Annotated in this window: 20 protein-coding genes; 5 read left to right on the forward strand and 15 right to left on the reverse strand. The window is 43.5% G+C overall.

Translation table 11 applies throughout. From position 1 onward, the window contains the following. Positions 1-35: 35 nt before the first annotated feature. The 6 genes from serS to lrp form a co-directional block, all read right to left on the reverse strand. Positions 36-1,340 carry a serine--tRNA ligase gene (gene serS, locus GPLA_RS16425; RefSeq protein WP_007106078.1) on the reverse strand — a complete coding sequence of 435 codons (1,305 nt, stop codon included), beginning with the start codon at positions 1,338-1,340 and terminating at the stop codon, positions 36-38. A gap of 10 nt (positions 1,341-1,350) precedes the next feature. Beyond that, entirely contained in the window at positions 1,351-1,734 is a 384-nt protein-coding gene (gene crcB / locus GPLA_RS16430; RefSeq protein ID WP_007106079.1) for a fluoride efflux transporter CrcB, read from the reverse strand. Next, entirely contained in the window at positions 1,735-3,072 is a 1,338-nt protein-coding gene (locus GPLA_RS16435; protein ID WP_007106080.1) for a replication-associated recombination protein A, read from the reverse strand. After that, on the reverse strand, positions 3,072-3,716 hold the full coding sequence (gene lolA / locus GPLA_RS16440; RefSeq protein WP_007106081.1) for an outer membrane lipoprotein chaperone LolA: 645 nt from the start codon (positions 3,714-3,716) through the stop codon (positions 3,072-3,074). The genes GPLA_RS16435 and lolA overlap by 1 nt, the downstream gene beginning before the upstream one ends. A 3-nt stretch (positions 3,717-3,719) precedes the next feature. Beyond that, positions 3,720-6,248 carry a DNA translocase FtsK gene (locus GPLA_RS16445; protein WP_040515143.1) on the reverse strand — a complete coding sequence of 843 codons (2,529 nt, stop codon included), beginning with the start codon at positions 6,246-6,248 and terminating at the stop codon, positions 3,720-3,722. A 124-nt stretch (positions 6,249-6,372) separates the two neighbouring features. Next, positions 6,373-6,858 (reverse strand): leucine-responsive transcriptional regulator Lrp, encoded by a 486-nt coding sequence (gene lrp / locus GPLA_RS16450; protein WP_007106083.1) that lies wholly within the window; start codon positions 6,856-6,858, stop codon positions 6,373-6,375. Positions 6,859-7,006: 148 nt separating this feature from the next. Here lrp and ald point away from each other — a divergent pair, with 148 nt between their 5' ends. Beyond that, positions 7,007-8,137, forward strand: coding sequence for an alanine dehydrogenase (ald, locus tag GPLA_RS16455; protein WP_007106084.1), 1,131 nt, complete (start codon positions 7,007-7,009; stop codon positions 8,135-8,137). Positions 8,138-8,224: 87 nt separating this feature from the next. Here ald and pyrF read toward each other — a convergent pair whose 3' ends face one another. The 9 genes from pyrF to gyrA all read right to left on the reverse strand — a co-directional run bounded on the left by pyrF (position 8,225) and on the right by gyrA (position 18,649). Further along, positions 8,225-8,920, reverse strand: a complete 696-nt coding sequence (gene pyrF, locus GPLA_RS16460) for an orotidine-5'-phosphate decarboxylase (RefSeq protein WP_007106085.1) — start codon at positions 8,918-8,920, stop codon at positions 8,225-8,227. Positions 8,921-8,926: 6 nt separating this feature from the next. Further along, entirely contained in the window at positions 8,927-10,096 is a 1,170-nt protein-coding gene (gene lapB / locus GPLA_RS16465) for a lipopolysaccharide assembly protein LapB (protein ID WP_007106086.1), read from the reverse strand. Between the two features lie 2 nt (positions 10,097-10,098). Further along, positions 10,099-10,368, reverse strand: coding sequence for a LapA family protein (locus GPLA_RS16470; protein ID WP_007106087.1), 270 nt, complete (start codon positions 10,366-10,368; stop codon positions 10,099-10,101). Between the two features lie 150 nt (positions 10,369-10,518). After that, positions 10,519-10,809 (reverse strand): integration host factor subunit beta, encoded by a 291-nt coding sequence (gene ihfB / locus GPLA_RS16475; protein ID WP_006991151.1) that lies wholly within the window; start codon positions 10,807-10,809, stop codon positions 10,519-10,521. Between the two features lie 71 nt (positions 10,810-10,880). Continuing rightward, positions 10,881-12,554 (reverse strand): 30S ribosomal protein S1, encoded by a 1,674-nt coding sequence (gene rpsA / locus GPLA_RS16480; protein WP_040515147.1) that lies wholly within the window; start codon positions 12,552-12,554, stop codon positions 10,881-10,883. 123 nt (positions 12,555-12,677) lie between these two features. Then, complete coding sequence (cmk, locus tag GPLA_RS16485; protein ID WP_007106089.1) at positions 12,678-13,355, reverse strand: (d)CMP kinase; 678 nt, start codon at positions 13,353-13,355, stop codon at positions 12,678-12,680. A 125-nt stretch (positions 13,356-13,480) separates the two neighbouring features. After that, positions 13,481-14,770: a 3-phosphoshikimate 1-carboxyvinyltransferase gene (gene aroA, locus GPLA_RS16490; RefSeq protein ID WP_007106090.1), complete on the reverse strand. Its 1,290-nt coding sequence runs from the start codon at positions 14,768-14,770 to the stop codon at positions 13,481-13,483. A 1-nt stretch (position 14,771) separates the two neighbouring features. Then, complete coding sequence (gene serC, locus GPLA_RS16495) at positions 14,772-15,857, reverse strand: 3-phosphoserine/phosphohydroxythreonine transaminase (RefSeq protein WP_040515144.1); 1,086 nt, start codon at positions 15,855-15,857, stop codon at positions 14,772-14,774. A gap of 98 nt (positions 15,858-15,955) precedes the next feature. Beyond that, entirely contained in the window at positions 15,956-18,649 is a 2,694-nt protein-coding gene (gene gyrA, locus GPLA_RS16500; protein ID WP_007106092.1) for a DNA topoisomerase (ATP-hydrolyzing) subunit A, read from the reverse strand. 280 nt (positions 18,650-18,929) lie between these two features. On the opposite strand from gyrA, the gene ubiG reads away from it, so the two are divergent. From ubiG to GPLA_RS16520, 4 genes are all read left to right on the forward strand, one after another. Beyond that, entirely contained in the window at positions 18,930-19,649 is a 720-nt protein-coding gene (gene ubiG, locus GPLA_RS16505; RefSeq protein ID WP_007106093.1) for a bifunctional 2-polyprenyl-6-hydroxyphenol methylase/3-demethylubiquinol 3-O-methyltransferase UbiG, read from the forward strand. Between the two features lies 1 nt (position 19,650). Then, positions 19,651-20,307 carry an HAD family hydrolase gene (locus GPLA_RS16510; RefSeq protein ID WP_007106094.1) on the forward strand — a complete coding sequence of 219 codons (657 nt, stop codon included), beginning with the start codon at positions 19,651-19,653 and terminating at the stop codon, positions 20,305-20,307. A gap of 383 nt (positions 20,308-20,690) precedes the next feature. Then, positions 20,691-23,006 (forward strand): class 1a ribonucleoside-diphosphate reductase subunit alpha, encoded by a 2,316-nt coding sequence (nrdA, locus tag GPLA_RS16515; protein ID WP_007106095.1) that lies wholly within the window; start codon positions 20,691-20,693, stop codon positions 23,004-23,006. 147 nt (positions 23,007-23,153) lie between these two features. Then, on the forward strand, positions 23,154-24,208 hold a 1,055-nt coding region (locus GPLA_RS16520; protein ID WP_153810584.1), incomplete at its 3' end, for a site-specific integrase.

Below are 24,208 nucleotides of genomic sequence, written 5' to 3' on the forward strand. Positions count from 1 at the left end.
CTTTTTTGTTTTCATTTCGTTGCTATTGTACGTTTTTAGACTGACTTAACCTCACCAATAACGGTGACACCATTCATATAGGACTGTAATATTTTTGGCACAGTAATACTGCCATCTGCTTGCTGGTTGTTCTCTAAAATGGCCACTAGGGTACGCCCCACTGCTAAGCCAGAGCCATTCAATGTATGCAGTAGCTCCGTTTTATTAGTTTGCGGGTCACGGTAGCGGGCTTGCATTCTGCGCGCCTGAAAATCGAGCATGTTTGAACACGAAGATATTTCACGGTAGGTGTCTTGTGCGGGCAACCAAACTTCTAAATCGTAGGTTTTACAAGCGCCAAAGCCCATATCGCCAGTACATAACAACATTTTACGATACGGCAGCTCTAATAGTTGAAGTACTTTCTCAGCGTGTCCTGTTAGTTCTTCAAGCGCTTCAAAAGATTTATCAGCGGCCACAAGCTGCACCATTTCTACTTTGTCGAATTGGTGTTGGCGAATAAGGCCACGGGTATCACGACCATATGATCCCGCTTCGCTGCGAAAACACGGCGTATGGGCAGTCATTTTAATCGGCAGCTCGTTTGCTGCAAAGATGCAATCCCGAGCAATATTTGTCAATGGGACTTCCGATGTAGGAATAAGCGATAAGCCCTGCCCTTCTTCTGTCGCCGGTTTTGTGTGAAACGCGTCCCCGACAAACTTAGGAAATTGCCCAGTACCGAGCATGCTTTCTTCATTTACCAGATACGGCACGTACATTTCTTGATAACCATGTTGCTCGGTGTGCAAATCAAGCATAAATTGCGCGATGGCACGGTTTAAACGAGCAATTTGGCCGCGCATGACCACAAAACGAGAACCGGTTAACTTGGTTGCCGTTTCGAAATCCAAGCCCTTACCTATGCTGGCGCCTAAATCAACATGATCTTTCACTTCAAAATCAAAAGCCCGTGGCGTCCCCCAACGTAACACCTCTTGGTTGTCCGCTTCATCTTTCCCTTGCGGTACTGATTCGTCCGGTAAGTTGGGTAAATTCAGCGCTAAAGTTTGTATCTCGTCCAGCAAAACTGTTAACTCTGTTTTTGCTTGGTTGAGGTCGTCCCCTAACTGCCCAACTTCTGCCAGTAAAGGCGCGATGTCTTGACCCGACGCTTTCGCTTTACCGATAGATTTGGAGCGCACATTACGTTCATTTTGTAATTCTTGAGTGCGCATTTGCAGGGCTTTTCGCTTCTCTTCTAAGGCGCTAAACTGTGCCACATCAAGAGTGAATCCGCGCTTGTCCAGCTTCTGGGCTGCAATGTTTATATCGTTACGTAAATACTTAGCATCTAACATCTTGTATGAATTAACCTTTAACTAGTTGTGTACCCAACCACGCTGCAAATAAGCAACAGGTAATATTAATAAATATATTGAACACCCCTTTCAACCACATGCCTTGTTGAAGCAATATTAAACTGTCCACCGAAAAGGTAGAAAATGTGGTCAGAGCCCCTAAAAAACCGATGCCAATGGCTGTGCGCCAGACAATAATTTCAAGGTGTCCTTGTTCAATCAGTGTGTAAAGTAGACCTAAACTGAATGAACCAACAATATTGACCAGAAGTGTACCAAAAGGAAATCCTTTGCCAAACCATTGCAACATTAAATTAGAAAGAAAAAAGCGTAAACAGGCACCCGTAGCGCCCCCTAGCGCTATATATGTGTATATAGCAAAACCTTGCTGCATCTATTTGTACCTTTTATGAGCGCTTTGGTTATTTAAATCGGTTAAATAATCCAATTTAGCCTTAAGTTTTATTTCAAGCCCTCGTTCATTGGGTTGATAGTATTGCTTGCCATCCAATTCTGGAGGCAGATAACTCTCTCCCGCTGCAAATGCGTTAGGTTCGTCATGGGCGTAGCGATACCCCTCACCGAAACCCATTTCTTTCATTAATCGAGTCGGCGCATTACGTAGATGACTCGGCACGTCATAATCAGGCAGTGTTTTAGCATCACTCATGGCTTGCTTAAATGCGTTATAAACGGCGTTACTTTTTGCAGCGCTGGCACAATACAATGTTGCTTGAGCAATGGCACGCTCACCTTCCGCTGGCCCCACTCGCTGAAAAATATCCCACGCATTCAAGCACACTTCCATGGCTCTTGGATCAGCATTACCTATGTCTTCCGTCGCAATCGCGAGTAACCGTCGGGCCACATAAAGCGGGTCACAGCCAGCATTTAACATACGGGCATACCAATACAACGCCGCGTCAGGAGCCGAACCTCTTACCGATTTATGGAAAGCCGAGATGAGGTCATAGAACTTATCTCCCCCTTTATCGTACTGAGCAACCTTTTCACCAACCGCTTCTTTGATTGCCTCAAGGGTGATTTTTCCTTGCGTCGAAAAGTCAGCTGCTAACTCAATATAATTGAGTAACCGCCTGGCGTCACCGCCTGCCAACTCCGTCAGCAAAGCTAAGCCATCGTCCTCTATTTGCAGCGCTAGGTCGCCCAAACCCCGGGTATTGTCCGTTAATGCACGCTTAGCAATATCCAGCAGATCATCTTGCGTCAGCGACTTCAAAACATACACGCGAGCACGGGATAATAATGCGCCGTTTAACTCAAAAGAGGGGTTTTCGGTGGTCGCACCAATAAAGGTAATGGTGCCGTCTTCAATAAAAGGCAAAAAGGCATCTTGCTGACTTTTATTAAAGCGGTGTACTTCGTCCACAAACAAAATGGTACGCTTTGCTTGGCTTAAGGCATTTTGCTTGGCTTTTTCAATCGCGCTACGGATATCTTTGACACCAGAAGTAACAGCTGATATCCGTTCAATATGTGCGTCACAATGCAGCGCAATAATCTCAGCAAGAGTCGTTTTCCCTGTGCCTGGCGGCCCCCACAATATCATCGAATGACACTGCCCTCGCTCAATAGCACCACGTAACGGTTTCCCCTCGCCGACTATATGCTGCTGACCAAAATATTGTGCAATATTGTGCGGGCGCATTCTTGCCGCTAACGGGGCAAAATCGGGGTCATCCTGATGACTAAAATCGAATCCTTCTGTCATCAGTTACGCTGATCGTCCAAATCGTAACCTTCAGGTAAGCTAAAAGTGAAAACCTCGTCATCGATCGTCTTATTCTGACGGATATTATCAAAGTAAAGATCACTTATTTGTTGCTGACTATCTTGCATGCTCATTGAGTTTAACTGCTCATTTTTAAATACAAGTACCAAGGAGTGCACCGCAGAGTCAGGATCCTTTGCATCGATTCGAAACGTGTCTTTGTTATGAGAAACGCTAAAATCTGCCCAAGCATCACTATTTGGTTGAGTCAGTAAGATCAGCGGATTGTTCGCCACCGCTTGATTTTGACTAATCGCCGTAACTTGTTCTACAAAAGGGTCGATGTTCCACAAGGTTGTGCCATCTGCAATAAGAATATTTTCATTTGGTGGGTCAAGCTCCCAGTACAATTTATTAGGTTGTTTTAACTTAATAACTCCAGTTGCCTCTTGCAAAACCTCATGGTTTGCATCAGTCACTTTTTGGCTAAAAGTAGCACTGAAATTGTTCAAGGTGACCAGTCGTGCTTTGAGCTTGTCTTCGTCAGTTTGTTGGGCTTGTACACTGAACACCGCACTTGCAGCAAATAGCAAAAACGTGGCTTTTTTCATGAAGCCTAACGTGGCATGTTGAATACCTATCATAAATTAATCTCTTGGTGGTGGAGGTGCCAGCACCTCTCGATTGCCGTTGTGGCCAGGCGGAGTTACGACACCGCTTTGTTCCATTTGTTCGACTAAACGTGCCGCACGATTGTAACCAATTCTGAACTTGCGTTGTACGCTGGAAACCGACGCTCTGCGCGACTCAGTAACAAATGATACCGCTTCGTCGTAAAATACATCAAATTCCTGATCTACGCCTTCAGGTTGCTCACCCGGCAATAACACTTCTGCACTGGCATCGCCATTTAATATTTCATCAATATATTGAGGCGCACCACGGTTTTTCCAATCAGCAACAACAGCGTGCACTTCGTGATCGTCCACAAAAGCGCCGTGCACACGAGTCGGCACACCTGTGCCTGGTGGTAAATACAACATGTCTCCCATTCCTAGTAACGCTTCAGCACCCTGTTGATCAAGTATGGTGCGGGAATCAATCTTAGACGACACCTGAAACGCGATACGCGTAGGTATGTTGGCTTTAATTAAGCCCGTGATAACGTCAACCGACGGACGTTGCGTAGCCAGCACTAAATGAATACCTGCGGCACGGGCCTTTTGTGCAATACGTGCTATCAGCTCTTCGACTTTTTTACCAACAATCATCATCATGTCAGCAAATTCATCGACCACAACTACAATGGCCGGAAGTTTCTCCAAGTCAGGGGCTTCGGTGAGCATGCTTTCCTCTGATTTCCACAGAGGATCTTTTATCGGCTGACCATCTTCTATGGCTTGTTTAACTTTCTGGTTATAGCCTTTGAGGTTACGAACGCCTAAAGCAGACATCAAGCGATAGCGACGCTCCATTTCCCCGACACACCAACGTAATGCGTTAGCTGCTTCTTTCATGTCGGTGACCACTTCCGCCAGCAAATGGGGTATTCCTTCATACACTGAAAGCTCGAGCATCTTAGGGTCAATCATGATCATGCGTACGTCTTCAGGTGTAGACTTGTATAACAAGCTCAAGATCATAACGTTTACCCCAACAGACTTACCTGAGCCTGTGGTACCGGCGACTAACAAGTGTGGCATCTTCGCTAAATCAACAATCACAGGTTTACCTGAAATATCCGCCCCTAACACCATGGTCAAATCGGACTCGGCAGACTGAAAAGCGTCACAACTTATCACTTCGCTCAAGCGCACCATGTCACGTTTTTTGTTTGGTAACTCAAGACCGATAACAGACTTACCTGGTATCACTTCTACCACACGCACAGAAATAGCCGACATTGCTCGGGCTAAATCTTTGGATAGACCTGTTATTTTACTTACCTTAACGCCTGGTGCTAAGTCCATTTCAAACCGCGTAATCACAGGGCCGGGGTAGACGCCCACGACGTGGGCGTCTATATTAAAATCTTTAAGTTTCTCTTCCAATAACCTAGAGACCATCTCGAGCTCTTCTGGCGTAATCGGATTTTTTATTTTGTCAGCACGTTGCAGCAAATCAAAAGAAGGCATCGGCAAATGGGAAGCCGCTGTCGCATCTGCTTCAATTTTTTCTGCTGCTCTCACTTCTGCCGCGGCTTTTACGTCATCTGATACATATACCGAGCTGTTGTTTGCACTCTTTGTAGGATCATCGGGCTTAGTATCCTGAGAATTGCTTTGCTCATCGGCAGCCTCTTGTATTTTCTTTTTACGACCGAAACCAATTTTTTCCCTCAATTCACTGATAGAAATAGGGCTCGCATTGTCTGGTTTTTCTTCTGGCTCAAATAACACTTCATCGGGAATACTAAAGCTCGGCTCTGGCTCACTACTGGTAAAAGGCGTCACACTTGGCTCCACTCTCTGGGGAGTTGGGGTAAATGGCTTAGCCGTAGTTTTACTTTGGGCGCTATCTAGCGGTGGGTTGATATCTTCGTCTTTGTCGTCTCGTCTAAATCCGAGGCGCAATATTGGCGTCTCTTGAATTTTTTGTGGCAGAGCCCAAGCCCCAGTAGCAAATGCACTGGCAAAGGCGCCAGTTTTGTCAACCACGGTTAACCACGAAATGCCGGTTAAAAAAGTAAACCCAGTACAAAATAAACTGAGCAATATCAAAACCGTGCCAGCAAAGTTTAGATAAGGAATAAGGGAAGCGCTGATCACATCCCCCAACATTCCCCCCGCTGAGAAGTAAAACAAATCATTAAAATTAAGGCTGGCAATACCCGCAGCCCCCACCAATGCTAACAGCAAGCCTAAAATCCTTAGGCCGATGGTCAGGTAATCGAACTCAGAAATACGCTTGCGTTGCTGAAACATAAACCAACCAGCAAACGCCGCCGTAAATGGGAATAGATAAGCGATATAGCCAAAGGTAAAAAATAAAATATCCGCTAACCAAGCACCGATAGCGCCGACCCAATTATGGATATCGCCTTGTAAACCAGCTTGGCTCCAGCTGGGATCAGCAGGGTGAAAAGAGGCCAATGCGAGGAGTAGGAAGAAGGCGAATGCACAGCTGAGCATCATGCCTACTTCCATAATCCGTTGGATACCTGTGAGTCTTGCCATAGCGTTTTCTTTCAACTTAGGGTTACTACATAAAATTAGCTGTATAAGATACCAGTGCTTAGGGAAAAATCCTAGCCAAGGGCGTGCTTATGCCCAGTAAATGAACAATCTGCTGACTATCAGCTCAACGAGGGTTAATTTTGACGATGGTGGTCTCTTTAACTTCTTCCATTACAACGTAAGTCCGTGATTCGTTTACCCCAGGAAGACGTAATAAAGTATCACCCAATAATTTTCGATAAGTCGACATATCAGCCACCCTAGCCTTGAGTAAAAAATCAAAGTTACCCGACACTAAATGACATTCTTGAATATCATCGTGCTGTTTGACCGCAGTAGAAAATAGTTCGAATATATCAGGAGACGTTTTTGTCAGTGTAATTTCGACGAACACTAACATCGCTGCACCGAGTTTTTGAGGATCAACGCGAGCATGATAACCCAATATATAGCCTTGGGCCTCCAAGCGTTTTACCCTTTCTAAACAAGGACTTGCACTAAGTCCAATTTTGGTTGCTAAATCAATATTAGACAAACGACCATTTTTTTGCAGCTCACTTAGGATGTTGCGATCGATTCGGTCAAGGTGTTTCGGAGTTTTAATCAACATAGATAATTCTGCTTTTTAGTCTATTAACCCTATTTTATACTTAAAGTGATTAATCTTCAGAAGAATTTTCTTCAAACCTTACTCTATACTTCGCTCACTGTGCAGTGCACATCCTAAAAATCACATTCAACGTTTATAAGGCTTATTTATGCTAATTGGTGTACCAAAAGAAATTAAGAACCATGAATATCGTGTTGGGCTTACTCCTGCCGCAGTTAAAGAATTTGTTATTCACGGACATAGTGTCTTAGTAGAAGACAACGCTGGTACAGCAATCGGCTTTACAAATGAAGAGTACATTGCAGCCGGTGCTGATATTGCGCCAGACGCAGCAACCGTCTTTGCCAAAGCAGAAATGATCGTGAAAGTGAAAGAGCCTCAAGAAAACGAATGTAAAATGCTTCGTAAAGGCCAAACCTTGTATACCTATTTACACCTTGCTCCAGATCCTAAGCAAACGCAGTTGTTAATCGAATCAGGTGCTACCTGTATCGCCTATGAGACTGTAACTGACAACCGTAATGCTTTGCCTTTATTGGCACCTATGAGTGAAGTTGCTGGCCGTATGGCTGTTCAAGCCGGCGCGCATTACTTAGAAAAAGCCCAAGGCGGTAGCGGCACTTTACTGGGTGGTGTACCAGGCGTAGCACCAGGTAAGGTGCTAATTATAGGTGGCGGCGTGGTTGGTACAAACTCGGCTAAAATGGCTTTAGGGTTAGGCGCAGACGTGACCATTTTAGATCGTTCGTTACCACGTTTACGTGAACTAGACGATATTTTTGATGGACGTGTTAAGACAGTTTTCTCTACGGTTGATGCCATTGAACATTACTCATCTAAAGCCGATTTAGTAGTGGGCGCTGTATTGGTGCCAGGTGCTACCGCACCTAAATTACTTACCGCTGAACATGTGAAAAACATGAAAGAAGGCTCTGTGGTAGTTGATGTGGCAATCGACCAAGGTGGTTGTTTCGAAACATCGAAAGCAACAACCCATCAAGATCCGGTTTACATTGTTGATGGCGTGGTGCATTACTGTGTGGCGAATATGCCAGGTGGCGTAGCGCGTACCTCTACTATGGCTTTAAACAATGCCACGTTACCTTTCGGTCTTGCCCTAGCGAATAAAGGTCCTAAGCAAGCGATGTTAGATGACGCTCATCTGTTAAATGGCTTAAACGTGCACGAAGGCAAAATTACCTATAAGGCTGTGGTTGATGCACTAGGAAAATCATTAGGTTTGACTTATACCGATCCAAAAACGGCGTTAAACGCATAAGTTTGCTGATCCGTTTTACGGTTGTAAAAAAGGGCACTAAGTAGTGCCCTTTTTCATACGTAATCTATTTGTTGCGCGATTAAGCCATTAGCCAATAGATGCATTAATTGCATTTAAGGCAGCAACCGGATCCTGTGCTTGAGTAATCGGCCTACCGATCACCATGTAATCCACTCCGACTCTCATCGCATCTTGTGGTGTCATTACCCGCTTCTGATCCCCTACATCACTACCTTGAGGGCGGATCCCGGGCGTGACTAACATGAAATCTTTACCCAGAGTTTGTTTAAGTACCTTGGCTTCTTGAGCCGAACATACCACCCCGTCTAAACCGGCTTGTTGTGTCAATGATGCGAGCTTTAACACATGCTCCATGGGTGACGAATTAATACCAATTTGACTAAGCTGATGTTGATCCATGCTAGTGAGCACGGTTACAGCAATGAGGTGAGGTTTATTTTGACCAAATTGCGCTAACCCATCTCGAGCTTGGATCATCATTTTTTCGCCGCCAGAAGCATGTACATTGACCATCCATACCCCTAAATCAGCCGCGGCAATACAAGCTTTTGCAACTGTGTTCGGAATATCATGAAATTTTAGGTCGAGGAATACATCAAATTTTTTCGTCACTAATGTGCGAACAAATTCAGGGCCAAAATAGGTAAACATTTCTTTTCCGACTTTTAGCCGACACTGAGATGGGTCAACTCTATCTACAAAATCTAACGCTTCTTTTTTTACATCAAAATCAAGAGCGATAACCACTTTTGGATCTTGCATTAACTCTTACTCTCCATCTAAGCCTTTAATTGGTTTGACTTGTCCCCATTTTTTACATGAAGGACATAGCCAATGTATTTGCCCACCAGAAAAGCCACAGCTATGACAACGATACTTAGGACGCTGTTTTATTTGCTCTTCCACTAATTCTTTTAATAGAACTAAGCTGTTCATCGATTCAGACGGTGCTTGGGCTTCGATATACAAACCCATGAGCGTTTTGAAACCTTTCATCGTAGGGTGCTGGCGTAATTGCTCAAGCAAGACCTCAGCTGCTTCTTTGGTCATTCCTTTACGCGCCATCAGCTTTACTTTTGCCAAATAGGACGTCGCACACTGCTGCCAATATTCATCCAAAATTTGCTCAAGCTGGGTCATATCGTTCAGCGCCTCTGCGCTTTGCTCGATAAGTGGAACCGCTTCACTAAACCAGGAGATATCTCTAAGAGGAACCTGCTGCAAATACTCTATAGCAGTCTGGTACTGTTCTTGACTGATAGCAATTTGACCTAACATCAACCATGGCCTAACCGTGTTCTGATCAGCCATAATGGCTTTTTGCAGATTTTTCTCTGCAAGGTTAATTTCGTTTTTGCGTACGTAAACCGCCGCTTGTTCACAGTAAAAATGTGAAATTCGAATACATAATTCATCACTATCACCATGATTTTCCATCATGTTTTCAGCCAGTTCGATTCCTCTTCCCCACTCCTTGGTTGCTTGATAGATATCAAATAATTGCTGCTGGGCATCTAAAAAGTGTTTATCGGAATTCAATAATTGAAGAAATGCATTTTCTGCTCGCTCCAAAAAACCAGCTAAGACATAGTCTTTGCCCAATTCTTTTAGCGCTGACTCGCGCTGTGTCGGAGAAATTTGTTCTTTACTGACCAAGTTTTGGTGGACACGAATGGCGCGATCTAACTCACCGCGATGACGGAAAAATTTACCCATTGCGATATGGGTTTCTACCGTGTCGCTATCAAGATTGATCATTTTAATAAGGGTATCAACAGCTTTATCAGGCTCATCTGAAAGCAGAAAATTTAAGCCTTTATAATAATGCTTTGATAAAATACTGGATTGCTTACGCTGTGCTTGTCGCACACTGTTGCGCCCCATTACCCATCCATAACCGGCAGCGACGGGCAATAGTAAAAAGAGCAATTCAAGCATAATTAAGGATTATCAACACGAGTAGATTTTTTGAGTTGACGCTCCAAGCTTGCCACTCGCCACTTTAATCTCAGTGTGTACAATAAAAATACTATGGTACTGAGTGCAGCGCCGCATAAAAATACGACTAACATCAGTACTGACACTCGCATGTCACTTTGTGCAATTAAATAGTTAACCGTTACACTGTGGGTATTTTGAGAACCGATAAAACCGCCAATTAACAGTAAGGCTAATATAGCAATAAGAGATAGTAATCCCTTCAACTTCATACTTATTTGCCTCCTATTGGGCGTTATACATAAAATGCTTAGCGAAAATTCATCCTGAACAGAGCTTCGTTAGCAGTTACTTGTAATTTACTACACTCTAACAAAAACGGCACCCCAATTGGAGTGCCGTTTTAATGATTTACAGAAAAATCAAGCTATTAAATCTTCGTTGACTCGTTCTCGTAATTCCTTACCCGGTTTAAAGTGAGGTACATGTTTACCATCTAACTCAACTGTTTCACCCGTTTTAGGATTACGACCTACTCGAGGTGCTCGGTAATGCAAAGAGAAACTTCCAAATCCGCGGATTTCGATACGCTCACCTTTTTGTAAGGTTTGCGCCATTTGCTCTAACATTTCCTTGATAGCCAACTCAACGTCTCTTGAAGGTACGTGACGGGCTTTATCCGCTAGTCTTTCGATAAGTTCTGACTTTGTCATTAAAACTCTCCTTCAATATATAAGTACGTTGTGAAAAATCTAACGGTGCGCATATAGCGCACCTAAACTGATTAATCTTCGCTCTTCGCCGCTTTAAAGGCTTCAGCAAATGCGTTAGCAAAACCAACATCTTCTTGTTGGTTAACTTTGTCAAGTGCTTCTTTCTCGTCTGCTTGATCTTTCGCTTTAACAGACAAGTTAACGATGCGGTTCTTACGGTCAACGCCCATGAACTTAGCTTCGATTTCGTCGCCTACAGATGCTACTTCTGATGCATCTTCAACACGTTCACGAGCCAAATCAGTTGCGCGGATGTAACCTTCAACTTCTTCTGCAAGTTTAACAGTTACGCCTTTTGCGTCAACTTCAGTCACAGTACCGATTACGATAGTACCTTTCTTAGTATCTGTCAGGTATTGGTTAAACGGATCTTCTTCAATCTGTTTAACACCTAGAGAGATACGTTCACGCTCTGGGTCAACTTGAAGAACAACAGCAGATATTTCATCGCCTTTCTTGTATTCACGAACAGCGTCTTCGCCAGTCTTGTTCCAAGAAATGTCAGATAAATGTACTAAGCCGTCGATGCCGCCGTCAAGACCGATGAAGATACCGAAATCAGTAATAGACTTGATCTTACCGCTAACTTTATCGCCTTTGCTCTGTGCTTTAGCAAACTCTTCCCAAGGGTTAGGTTTACATTGCTTAAGACCAAGAGAAATACGACGACGTTCTTCGTCAATTTCAAGAACCATAACTTCAACAGTGTCACCCAAGTTAACGACTTTAGATGGGTGAATGTTTTTGTTAGTCCAATCCATTTCAGATACGTGAACTAGGCCTTCAACACCGTCTTCGATTTCAACGAAACAACCGTAGTCAGTAAGGTTAGTAACCGCACCGCTCAATTTAGAGCCTTCCGGGTAACGTTCAGCAATTTCTTGCCAAGGATCGTTGCCCATCTGTTTCATACCTAATGAAACGCGAGATTTTTCTTTGTCGAACTTAAGTACTTTAACGTTGATTTCATCACCAACATTAACGATTTCACTTGGGTGCTTAACGCGTTTCCAAGCCATATCAGTAATGTGTAGAAGACCATCAACACCACCAAGATCAACGAATGCGCCGTAATCAGTAAGGTTCTTAACGATACCTTTAACTTCATGACCTTCTTCAAGGTTAGCAAGAAGTTGATCACGCTCAGCGCTGCTTTCTGCTTCAATAACCGCACGACGTGATACAACCACGTTGTTGCGCTTAGCATCAAGCTTGATAACTTTGAATTCCAGTTCTTTACCTTCAAGATGAGTCGTATCGCGTACTGGACGTACGTCAACCAATGAACCAGGTAAGAATGCACGAACTGTATTCACTTCAACCGTAAAGCCACCTTTGACCTTACCATTGATAACACCTTTGATCGTTTCTTTGTCATCGTAAGCTTTTTCTAGCTCAACCCAGGCTTCGTGACGTTTAGCTTTTTCGCGTGACAAGATTGTTTCACCGAAGCCGTCTTCGATTGCATCAAGTGCAACATCAACAACATCGCCGATTTCAACATCTAATGTACCGTCAGCATTACGAAATTGTTCCGCTGGGATCGCGCTTTCAGATTTTAAACCTGCGTCTACTAATACGATATCTTTGTCGATAGATACGATAGTACCTTTAACAATGGCACCTGGACGGGTTTCGATTTCTTTTAAGCTTTCTTCAAATAGTTGAGCAAAATTTTCAGTCATAGTTAAGTTAATTGTTTCATTTTGACATCCACACTGCAATCCGGCTAACGTGGGGTTGTTATTCATTGCCAACTTCATCCTGATGTTGGGCAGTTACAAACTGTGATTTACTAATGCTAAAAATTAAATTTCAATTTTCAAATTTGCAAATTCAGTAATTTTTTCAAGTACTTGCTCTATTCCCAATTCTGTAGAATCAATAATAAGAGCATCTTTTGCTGCCACTAAAGGCGCTACGCTGCGATTTGAATCTCGTTCATCACGCGCTTCAATGTCAGCCAAAAGGCGCAATATGCTAACATCATGGCCAGCTTCTTTCAACTGCTTAAATCTTCGGTTAGCTCGCTCCTGTGCGCTGGCAGTTAAGAATATCTTCACCTCTGCTTCTGGGAAGACGATTGTCCCCATATCGCGTCCATCAGCGACCAGGCCTGGTGCCTCTTTAAAGGCACGTTGACGACGAAGCAATGCTTCACGAATACTTGGCAGTGATGCAACCTGAGATGCCACTGCACCTACCTCTTCAGTGCGAATATCATCACTGACATCCTCTCCTTCGAGAATAACTTTGCATCCATGCTCCGCCGGTTCGAAGTTAACATCAAGGCCTGACGCAAGCGGCAATAAACCTGATTCGTCACTCGCATCGATTTGATGATGGATAGAGGCGATAGCCAAAACACGATAGATCGCGCCACTATCGAGGAAGTGCCAACCTAAACGATTAGCCAACAAGGTACTGATTGTTCCCTTACCTGCTCCACTCGGGCCGTCTACTGTGATGACGGGAAATAATTGCATGCTCTCTCCTGAGCTTATGAAAATCGCGCGCAATTATACCCGTTGAACTCAGATAAGCAATGTAAGCTAGTTTACAATTATATGACCGCTGTCAATATTGAGAGTTATATTCAGCAGTCAGTTATCTATACACTGATTTGTTTTAAACGGGTAAAATAATCGGGAAACGTTTTCGCGGTACAATCAGGGTCATTAATTGTTACTTGGGTATCACTTAATGCCACCAATGAAAAACACATTGCGATTCTGTGGTCATCATAAGTATCAATATCGGTCTCAATCAACTGACTTGGCGGCGTAATCGTAATGTAATCATGACCTTCTATGACTTCTGCCCCGACTTTACGCAATTCACAAGCCATTGCAGCTAAGCGGTCGGTTTCTTTAACCCGCCAATTGTAGATGTTTCGTATCGAAGTGGTGCCTTTAGCAAATAGTGCCGTAGTCGCAATGGTCATGGCGGCGTCGGGAATGTGGTTCATATCCATGTCGACTGCATTAAGCGGCGCACCTTCTACTTCTATATAATCATCGCCCCAAATAATTTTTGCGCCCATTTTTTCTAATACATCGGCAAAGCGTATATCCCCTTGAATACTCTTTTTACCCACCCCAGTAACGCGCACTGTACCGCCTTTAATCGCACCTGCAGCTAAGAAATAAGATGCAGACGATGCATCGCCCTCGACCAAAAAGTCACCTGCGGCTTGATATTGCTGATTGCCTGTTACGCAAAAGCGCTGATAATTTTCGTTGCTTACATGGATACCGAACTGCGCCATAGTATTAAGCGTAATATCGATATAAGGCTTAGATACCAACTCACCGATAATATTAATTTCACTGTCGTTTTCAAATAAAGGCGCGGCCATAAGAAGTGCGGTTAAAAACTGGCTAGATACCGTACCTTCAACACTAATGGTACCGCCTTTAAGTGCCATACCTTTCATTTTTATCGGTGGGTAACCTTCGGTTTTTAGGTAGCTAATCTGGGCACCTGCTTGACGAAGTGAATCCACTAATGCGCCAATTGGACGTTCTTCCATGCGTGGCTCACCGGTAAGTTCAAACTCACCTTTTGAGGTCGCTAATACCGCACATAGCGGGCGCATTGCGGTCCCTGCATTGCCTAAGAATAAGGTTTCCAGTTTATCTACCGTAAAAGCATGCCCTAACCCTTCTACCCAACATTCAGTTTTGTCCTCTGATAGGCGAAATTCCACTCCTAATTGCCTTAAGGCTTTTAGCATATGACGAATATCTTCACTGTCGAGCAAGTTCGTCAGATGTGTCTCACCATTGGCGATAGCGGCGAGTAATAATGCGCGGTTAGATAGACTCTTTGATCCCGGTACATTAACAGTGCCAGAAATCCCGGAGATAGGAGCAAGTAACAGAGGGCCTGACCGACGCATATTAACGATTCCTCTGAGCAAAATCTTGCATAAAATTCACTAAGGCCTGCACGCCTTCAATGGGCATTGCGTTATAAATACTGGCACGCATACCACCGACTATACGGTGACCTTTAAGGGCTTTTAAGCCCGCAACTTCCGCTTCAGCTAAAAATTGCTTATCGAGCTCAGCGTTCGCTAAATGGAACGTAACATTCATACGAGATCGGTATTGAGGAGCAACATTGTTGGTGTAAAAGCCAGAATCGTCAATACAGGAATATAATAATTGAGATTTGGCTAAATTAAGCTTTGCCATTGCTTCAACCCCGCCCTGCTCTTTTAACCACTTAAAGACAAGACCGGCCAAATACCATGCAAAAGTAGGAGGCGTATTGTACATAGAATCATGTTTAGCAACGATTGTGTAATCAAAGATTGACGGGGTAACTGTCCGCGCCTTTTCTAATAAATCGTCACGTACGATAACGACAGATAAACCAGAAGGCCCAATGTTCTTTTGAGCACCCGCGTAGATCACACCAAACTTGCTCACATCAATCGGCTGCGAAAGAATATTAGACGACATATCAGCAACCAGAGGAATATCACCGGTCTCAGGTATCCAATTAATTTCAACACCATCAACCGTCTCATTGGGGCAATAATGTACATACGCTGCTTGTGAATTTAACTGCCAATCGGCTTGGTCAGGCACAACTAACAAACCGTTTTCAACCACGCTGGTTGCAGCGACATTTACGTTGACATATTTTTGCGCTTCATCAACAGCACTTTTTGACCAAGACCCACTAACAATATAATCGGCATTGTCTTGATCATTTGATAAATTAAGTGGAACGGCTGAAAACTGACCACGGCCGCCGCCATGGGTAAATAACACTTTGTAGTTATCTGGAATACTCAGTAAGTCACGTAAGTCCTGTTCAGCCGTTTCAGCCAGTGCGATAAATTCTTTACTGCGGTGGCTCATTTCCATCACTGAACAACCTTGGTTCTGCCAGTTAATGAATTCATTTTGAGCTTGCTGCATGACAGCTTCGGGTAACATTGCCGGTCCGGCGCAAAAATTATAAACCTTGGTCATTCTCTTTTTTCCGATACAAAAAGAGCGGCTAAGCCGCTCGTTCTAAAAACTATAGGGAGATGAAGCAAGCCAATAACCTACTTCATCATCTACTGGCTTTACTCTTCGTTTTGAGGATCTTCATCCGTGGTGTTATCCACGTCTGTGGCTTGTGCTTCGATAACTTCGTCACCTTCAGCTAGCGCCTCTAAATCTTCTACCAACTCTTCAATTTCGTCAATACGTTGAAGTCCCACAACGTGTTCGTCTTCAGCGGTACGTATCAAACGCACACCTTGCGTATTACGACCCACGGTAGACACTTCACCAACACGGGTGCGTACTAAAGTTCCTTGATCACTGATAAGCATGATTTCATCGCTCTCATTAACCTGGACCGCACCAACAACTCTGCCGTTACGTTCAGAAACCTTAATTGATACCACGCCTTGGGTCGCTCGACTCTTCGCTGGGTAATCTTCAACTGGGGTACGTTTACCGAAACCGTTTTCGGTAGCAGTTAAGATTGCACCATCACCTTGAGGCACAATCAACGACACCACTTTCTGACCTTCCTGTAGACGGATACCGCGCACACCAGTGGCAGTACGGCCCATAGGACGAAGCGCTAATATCTCTTCGCCAGTTTCAGGATCCAGCTTCACAGCACCCGTTTCTGAATCTCGGGCTTTTTCATTAAAGCGTACGACTTTACCTGCATCTGAGAACAGCATTATATCGCTGCTGCCATCAGTGATATCAACACCAATTAACTCGTCTCCGTCGTTCAAGTTAACCGCGATAATACCGTTAGCACGAGGACGTGAGTATTGGCTTAACGCTGTTTTCTTAACGGTACCGTTAGCGGTCGCCATTAATACATATTTGCCTTCTTCAAACTCTTTGATAGGCAAAATCGCAGTAATACGTTCGTTTGCTTCTAATGGCAAGATGTTCACAATTGGACGCCCACGGGCATTTCGACTAGCCAATGGTAATTGATAGACCTTCAGCCAATACAAACGGCCACGGGTTGAGAAGCACAGAATATGATCGTGGGTATTAGCCACTAGCAGTTTTTCGATGAAATCTTCTTCTTTCATCTTAGTCGCAGATTTACCCTTACCACCACGACGCTGAGATTCATAATCGTTTAGTTTTTGATATTTAACGTATCCTTCACGGGAAAGCGTCACAACGACTTCTTCTCGCTCGATAAGATCTTCAATATCAATATCATGCGAAGCTGCAGTAATTTCTGTTCGGCGAGCATCGCCAAATTCATCACGTATTTTTTCCAGCTCTTCTCTGATCACTTCCATCAGACGCTCAGGGCTACCTAATATATGCAGTAACTCGGCAATAACGCCCAATAACTCTTTATATTCAGACAGGATCTTCTCGTGCTCAAGGCCCGTTAGTTTGTTCAAACGAAGATCAAGAATAGCTTGGGCTTGCTGCTCTGTTAAATAATACAGACCATCACGAATACCATATTCCGGCTCTAACCAATCTGGACGGGCGGCATCGTCACCCGCACGCTCAAGCATTTCAGCCACATCACCTAATTGCCAACCTTGCGCCGTCAGAGCAATTTTTGCTTCAGAGGGGCTTTTCGAGGCTTTAATAAGGGCAATGATGGGATCTATATTAACGAGCGCAATCGCCAGGCCTTCTAGAATATGAGCTCGCTCACGGGCTTTTTTCAATTCGAAAACGGTACGACGCGTTACGACTTCACGACGGTGTAATACAAATGCTTGTAAAATCTCAAGTAAATTAAAGATTTTTGGCTGGGTTTTATCCAGCGCCACCATATTGATCCCAAACACAGTTTGCATTTGTGTTTGTGAATATAAATGATTAAGCAATACTTCGCCTGATTCGTTACGTTTAACTTCAACAACGATACGCATGCCGTCTTTATCAGACTCATCGCGCAGGGCAGAAATACCTTCGATTTTTTTCTCTTTGACCAGCTCAGCAATCTTTTCAATTAATCGAGCTTTGTTTACCTGATAAGGTATCTCATGAACAACGATGGTTTCTTTACCATTGTCTTCACGTTCAACGTCAGCGCGAGCACGCATGTAGATTTTACCGCGGCCGGTACGATAAGCTTCTTCAATTCCTTTACGTCCGCTAATAAAAGCAGCCGTTGGGAAATCAGGTCCAGGGATATATTCCATCAACTCTTCAATGGATAGTTCAGGCTTATCGATTAATGCGATACAGCCATTTACCACTTCGGTTAAGTTGTGTGGAGGAATATTGGTCGCCATACCAACAGCGATACCTGATGAACCGTTTATCAGTAGATTTGGTACCTTAGTCGGTAACACCTCAGGGATAAATTCTGTACCGTCATAGTTAGGTACAAAATTAACGGTTTCTTTTTCTAAGTCCGCTAATAATTCATGGGAGATTTTCGCCATGCGGATTTCGGTGTAACGCATTGCCGCTGCCGAGTCACCATCAACCGAACCGAAGTTACCTTGACCGTCAACCAACATATAACGCAACGAAAACGGCTGAGCCATACGTACAATCGTATCGTATACTGCCGAGTCTCCGTGTGGGTGATATTTACCTATAACGTCGCCAACAACACGTGCCGACTTTTTATAAGGTTTATTAAAATCGTTTTTCAGCTCGTTCATAGCGAACAAAACCCGGCGATGCACGGGCTTTAAGCCATCTCTTACATCAGGCAGCGCTCTGCCTACAATTACGCTCATGGCGTAATCAAGATAAGAGGTTTTAAGTTCTTCCTCAATATTAATAGGAAGAATTTCTCCGGCGTTTTCAGTCATATACAGCCTTGTCCCTAGTCATTATTATTAGAAATAGAATTAGACATACAATTTACAATCCGCGTCAGTGCATTTGAGCTAGGCCTCAAAATAACAGTCAACGATTAACTCTGGAATTTCGTATTATCGAGCCTTGGGATTCTATCACTGACCGTAAAAAATAAATAGATAGGATCCGCTCATATAGTAGCCAAAGAAGCTAAAAATCCGCATATATTGCGCTAGCCAGCTTTAATACATGCTGGGTATAATAGTTTAATTCGAATTTTTGGACCGCAATATGAACTCAACGCAAAATGTTGACCATCAAGAAATACAAAAATTTGCCAACTTGGCATCACGTTGGTGGGATCTTAATGGTGAATTCAAACCACTGCATACCATTAATCCTCTTAGAACAGATTATATTATGCAACGCGCCCAAGGGCTTAACACTAAAAAAGTGATCGATGTTGGCTGTGGCGGCGGTATATTAGCCGAAAGTATGGCCAGAGCCGGTGCTGAAGTAACCGGCATCGATATGGGTGAAGCCCCACTTGAAGTCGCACGCTTGCATTGTCTGGAGTCAGGGCTGTCAATTAACTACCAGCAATCTACCGCTGAAGAGTTCGCTGAACAGCACCCAGGTCAGTTTGACGTGGTCACTTGTATGGAAATGCTCGAACATGTTCCTGACCCCTCGTCTGTAGTTGAGGCATGTAGTCGTTTAGTTAAACCCGGTGGCACCGTCTTCTTTTCTACGCTAAATCGTAATATTAAGTCTTATTTAATGGCGATCGTAGGGGCAGAACATATATTGAAGCTTGTGCCTAAACATACACATAATCACGATAAATTTATTAAACCATCAGAGATGTTAAGTTGGATAGACGCCACCCCGCTTTTGAGCAAACATATGACAGGGCTTCATGTCAGTCCGTTTACTCAACAATTTTATTTGTCTGATAAAAATGTCGACGTTAACTATATCGTGCACTGTCAACACAGCGGTGACGCTTAGAATGCTGGGGAAGCCCAAAGGTATTTTATTCGATTTAGACGGTACGCTATTAGATACAGCTCGGGACTTAGGTAATGCGTTAAATTGGGTGTTAAGTTGTCACCAACAACCGACCTGTGAGTACGAGGTATATCGAAATATCGCATCTGACGGCTCTCAAGGTTTATTAGAGATTGGTTTTGGTCAGCGCTTAGCCCAGTTTGATCTTGATACCTTAAAAGCACAATTTTTAGCCCGCTACGAACAGCAAATATGCATTGATACGGTATCATTCGACGGCGTAACAACACTTATCGACGGGCTCAATAGCGCCAATATACCTTGGGGAATTGTTACCAATAAACCTCAATGGCTAACAGAGCTGTTATTGCCTCACTTTACGGAGTTCGACGCCTGTAAAGTAGTGGTAAGCGGTGACACGCTGGCAAAACGTAAACCTCACCCTTTACCGCTAACTTACGCTGCGGATGTTATTGATATCGCCCCAGAACACATCTGGTATATAGGGGACGCTAAGCGTGACATTGATGCAGCCAAAGCAGCAAACATGACAAGCGTAGTTGCCAACTATGGTTACATAGGCCCAGAGCACCAAGCAAGCAGCTGGAATGCCGATCTGTATATTGATCAACCACAAACGATCCTTCAACATTTATAATTGTCAAACACGATATGTAGTGGTTTTACAACTAATGAAACACTATATATCGTGAAATTATAACAAGTGACTTTTTCGATTAAAAAAGTTTAATAAAAAAAATTCCTAAAAATGATCTTGCATTCCCTATACACGCAAAGCGAATAGAGTTGTTAGGTGAGTCTCCACTAACATATTTTTTCCGTTGTTTTGAATGGCCACAAAAGCACCAGATGTGGGGTTGCAAAGGTGTCAAAACCTCACTATCTTGTGGTTTCTTGATTTAGCGGTGATTGCGAAACGACAACTTCAACTATCGCTCTTCGTCAAGCACAATTTCCACAGAAATGATGGGCTTCATCTTTTCTATATTTTGTAAAAACTATAATTAAAACGGCGTATACATGAATAACAATCTCTTCGTTACCAAACGAACTGGCGAGCGCGAAAGCATTGACCTCGAAAAAATCCACAAAGTCATTACTTGGGCAGCGAAAGGCCTTAACAATGTGTCTGTCTCTCAAGTGGAAATTAAAGCGCACATCCAGTTCTATGACGGTATCAAGACAGCTGATATTCACGAAACCCTCATCCGCTCTGCGGCAGATCTTATTTCTACCGAAGCCCCTGACTATCAATATTTGGCCGCGCGTTTAGCTATTTTTCACCTACGTAAAAAAGCCTACGATCAATTCGAACCCCCTGCGCTTTTCGAACATGTTAGCAACATGGTTGAAATGCAAAAATACGATCAGCATCTTTTAAGCGATTATACTCAAGCTGAATTTCAAGAAATGGACGATTACATCGACCATTGGCGTGATATGGATTTCAGTTACGCTGCGGTAAAACAGCTTGAAGGCAAATATCTAGTTCAAAACCGCGTGACAGGAGAAATCTACGAGAGTGCTCAATTTCTCTATATATTAGTTGCAGCGTGTCTGTTTGCCGATTATCCAAAAGATTCGCGCATGGAATACATCAAGCGCTTCTATGATGCGACATCTAAGTTCAAAATATCATTACCCACACCTATTATGGCGGGTGTGCGTACGCCTACCAGACAGTTCAGCTCATGCGTATTAATCGAAGCAGGCGATAGCCTTGATTCTATCAACGCTACCGCCAGCGCTATTGTTAAATATGTCAGTCAGCGAGCCGGTATTGGCGTTAATGCTGGTCGTATTCGTGCATTAGGTAGTCCTATTCGTGGCGGCGAAGCGTTTCATACTGGCTGTATTCCTTTTTATAAATATTTCCAAACAGCGGTTAAAAGCTGTTCCCAAGGCGGAGTGCGCGGCGGAGCAGCGACCTTGTTCTTCCCTCTTTGGCATATGGAAGTTGAATCCCTGTTGGTATTAAAAAATAACCGGGGTGTTGAAGAAAACCGCGTGCGCCACTTAGATTACGGTGTGCAATTTAATAAACTGATGTACCAACGTTTAATTAAAGATCAGCACATCAGCTTGTTCAGCCCATCAGATGTACCCGGGCTATATGACGCATTTTTCGCTGATCAGCCTAAATTTGAAGAGCTTTACGTTAAATACGAGCAAGACGAAAGTATCCGTAAGACCCAAATCAAGGCGGTTGAGTTATTTAGTTTATTTATGCAAGAACGTGCGAGCACAGGCCGTATCTACTTACAAAACGTCGATCACTGCAATACTCACAGCCCGTTCGACCCTAAAGTCGCACCTATTCGCCAAAGTAACCTTTGTCTCGAAATCGCACTACCGACTAAACCGTTAGAACATGTAAACGATGAAAACGGCGAAATTGCTCTTTGTACTTTATCTGCCTTTAACTTGGGTGCGATTGAGAGCCTTGATGACTTTGCTGAAATGGCCGATTTAGCGGTACGTGCTCTGGATAATCTACTCGATTATCAAGATTATCCTGTTCCCGCGGCTTACAATGCCACTATGGGTCGTCGTACGCTTGGCATAGGTGTTATTAACTTCGCTTATTATCTAGCGAAAAATGGGGTTAAATATTCGGACGGTAGCGCGAATGCACTTATCCACCGCACGTTTGAGGCCATGCAATATCACCTGATGCGCGCGTCATGTAATTTAGCGAAAGAGAAAGGTGCCTGTCCGAAATTTGACGAAACCACCTACTCTCAAGGTTTAATGCCAATTGATACTTATAAAAAAGATTTGGACAAAATCTGCAACGAACCGCTGCATTGTGATTGGGATAGCCTGCGCGCAGACATCAAACAATACGGTTTGCGTAACAGTACGTTGTCAGCATTGATGCCGTCTGAAACCTCATCACAAATTTCAAATGCAACCAACGGTATTGAACCGCCTCGTGGTCATATAAGTGTTAAGTCCAGTAAAGATGGCGTATTAAAACAAGTTGTACCTGAGTACGAACGTTTAAAAGATAAGTACGAATTATTGTGGGATCTACCGTCAAACGACGGTTACCTACAGTTAACGGGTATCATGCAAAAGTTTGTCGATCAGACGATTTCTGCGAACACCAGTTACGATCCGAATAAATACGACGGTGGCAAAGTGCCCATGAAACTGTTGTTGAAAGATCTGCTTACGGCATATCAGCTCGGTGTGAAGACCCTGTATTACCATAACACCCGTGATGGTGCAGCTGACTCATCGATGCAAGAATTAAAGTCAACCAAATTTGTGCCCCAAGAAGTGGTCGTCGAAGAAGACGATGACTGCGCCGGCGGTGCATGTAAAATATGATCCCTGAGTTATATTTAAAGTATCAATTCTGTGGATAACTATTACTGAAGCCATATAAAACAGTAAGTTAAGGGAAGTGTTTGACACTTCCCTTTTTTGTACTATTCTATAACATATTACTCCTGTGTTTATTTGGTATCATTTACCTTGCGTTATAAAACTGAAAAAATTACCAATCCGAGATATGGCAACCAGACTCTGCCAATGCTGGTCGATACATACAACAACTGTCTGCCTGAGCCAAGCGCGGCAATCTGGGGATGGGATCTATGGCTATCGTCAAAATACAACACAACTCTCAATCGCCTAAATGATCTTTGCGTGTTCTATGAATACTGTACCAACGAACATCACACGTTTTTTGAAGAAGCAGCCAAACTCAATATATTGACCAATAGACAAATCAATAACCTTGGTACTTTCCTGCTGCACAATTTCAATTATGATTTAGAAGATGGTGTGAGCATTGCCCCCTCGACGTATAACCGCCGTATTGATTCCGTCATTCTATTTTTAAAGTTTCACTACAACCGTTATATCGAGAGACTCGATGACTACGATAAAAAAGAGCAGGTTCAAAAATCGGTAAATAGAGCCTGTGGCTGGATTGCCAAAAAACGCTATTCAAAAGCGCAGGTAGATAATGCGACCAAGCAAACAGAACCATTGAATAATGATGAAATAGACATTATCAAAAAAATAGTGCGCCCATCAACCGACTCATTTACCAATGACATAAACCCATTTAGACATCAATTACAAGTGCGTAATGCCTGTGCCATATTGCTTTTAATTGAGTTAGGGTGTCGAGCATCCGAGTTAGTGCTCATTCGAACAGACCAAGATTTGAAGCTGACAACAAATCCGACGGTTGTTATTCAATTCTCAGAAGATACAACGTTCAGAAACCGTAAAGATGGTGCTTCACATAAAACTCGTTTCAGAGGGCTACCCATCAGCCGTGGCTTAGCAGCACTTATTTTAGAGTATCTTGAAGAGCATCGCCCAATCCTGAGAAAACCTTATAAAGGAAGCTTTACGGAATACTTGTTTATCAGCGAAAAAGATGGTGGTGCTCTGACAACGTCAGGGTTGGAATATATGATCACCAAAATATATAAAACGATCCCAAACCTAGCTGATGTCATTCATCCACACAGATTCCGTGTTACAAGAGGCACAGAATTACGCAGAAACATTGA

The sequence above is a fragment of the Paraglaciecola polaris LMG 21857 genome (assembly GCF_000315055.1).
In the GTDB taxonomy this organism is placed as follows: domain Bacteria; phylum Pseudomonadota; class Gammaproteobacteria; order Enterobacterales; family Alteromonadaceae; genus Paraglaciecola; species Paraglaciecola polaris.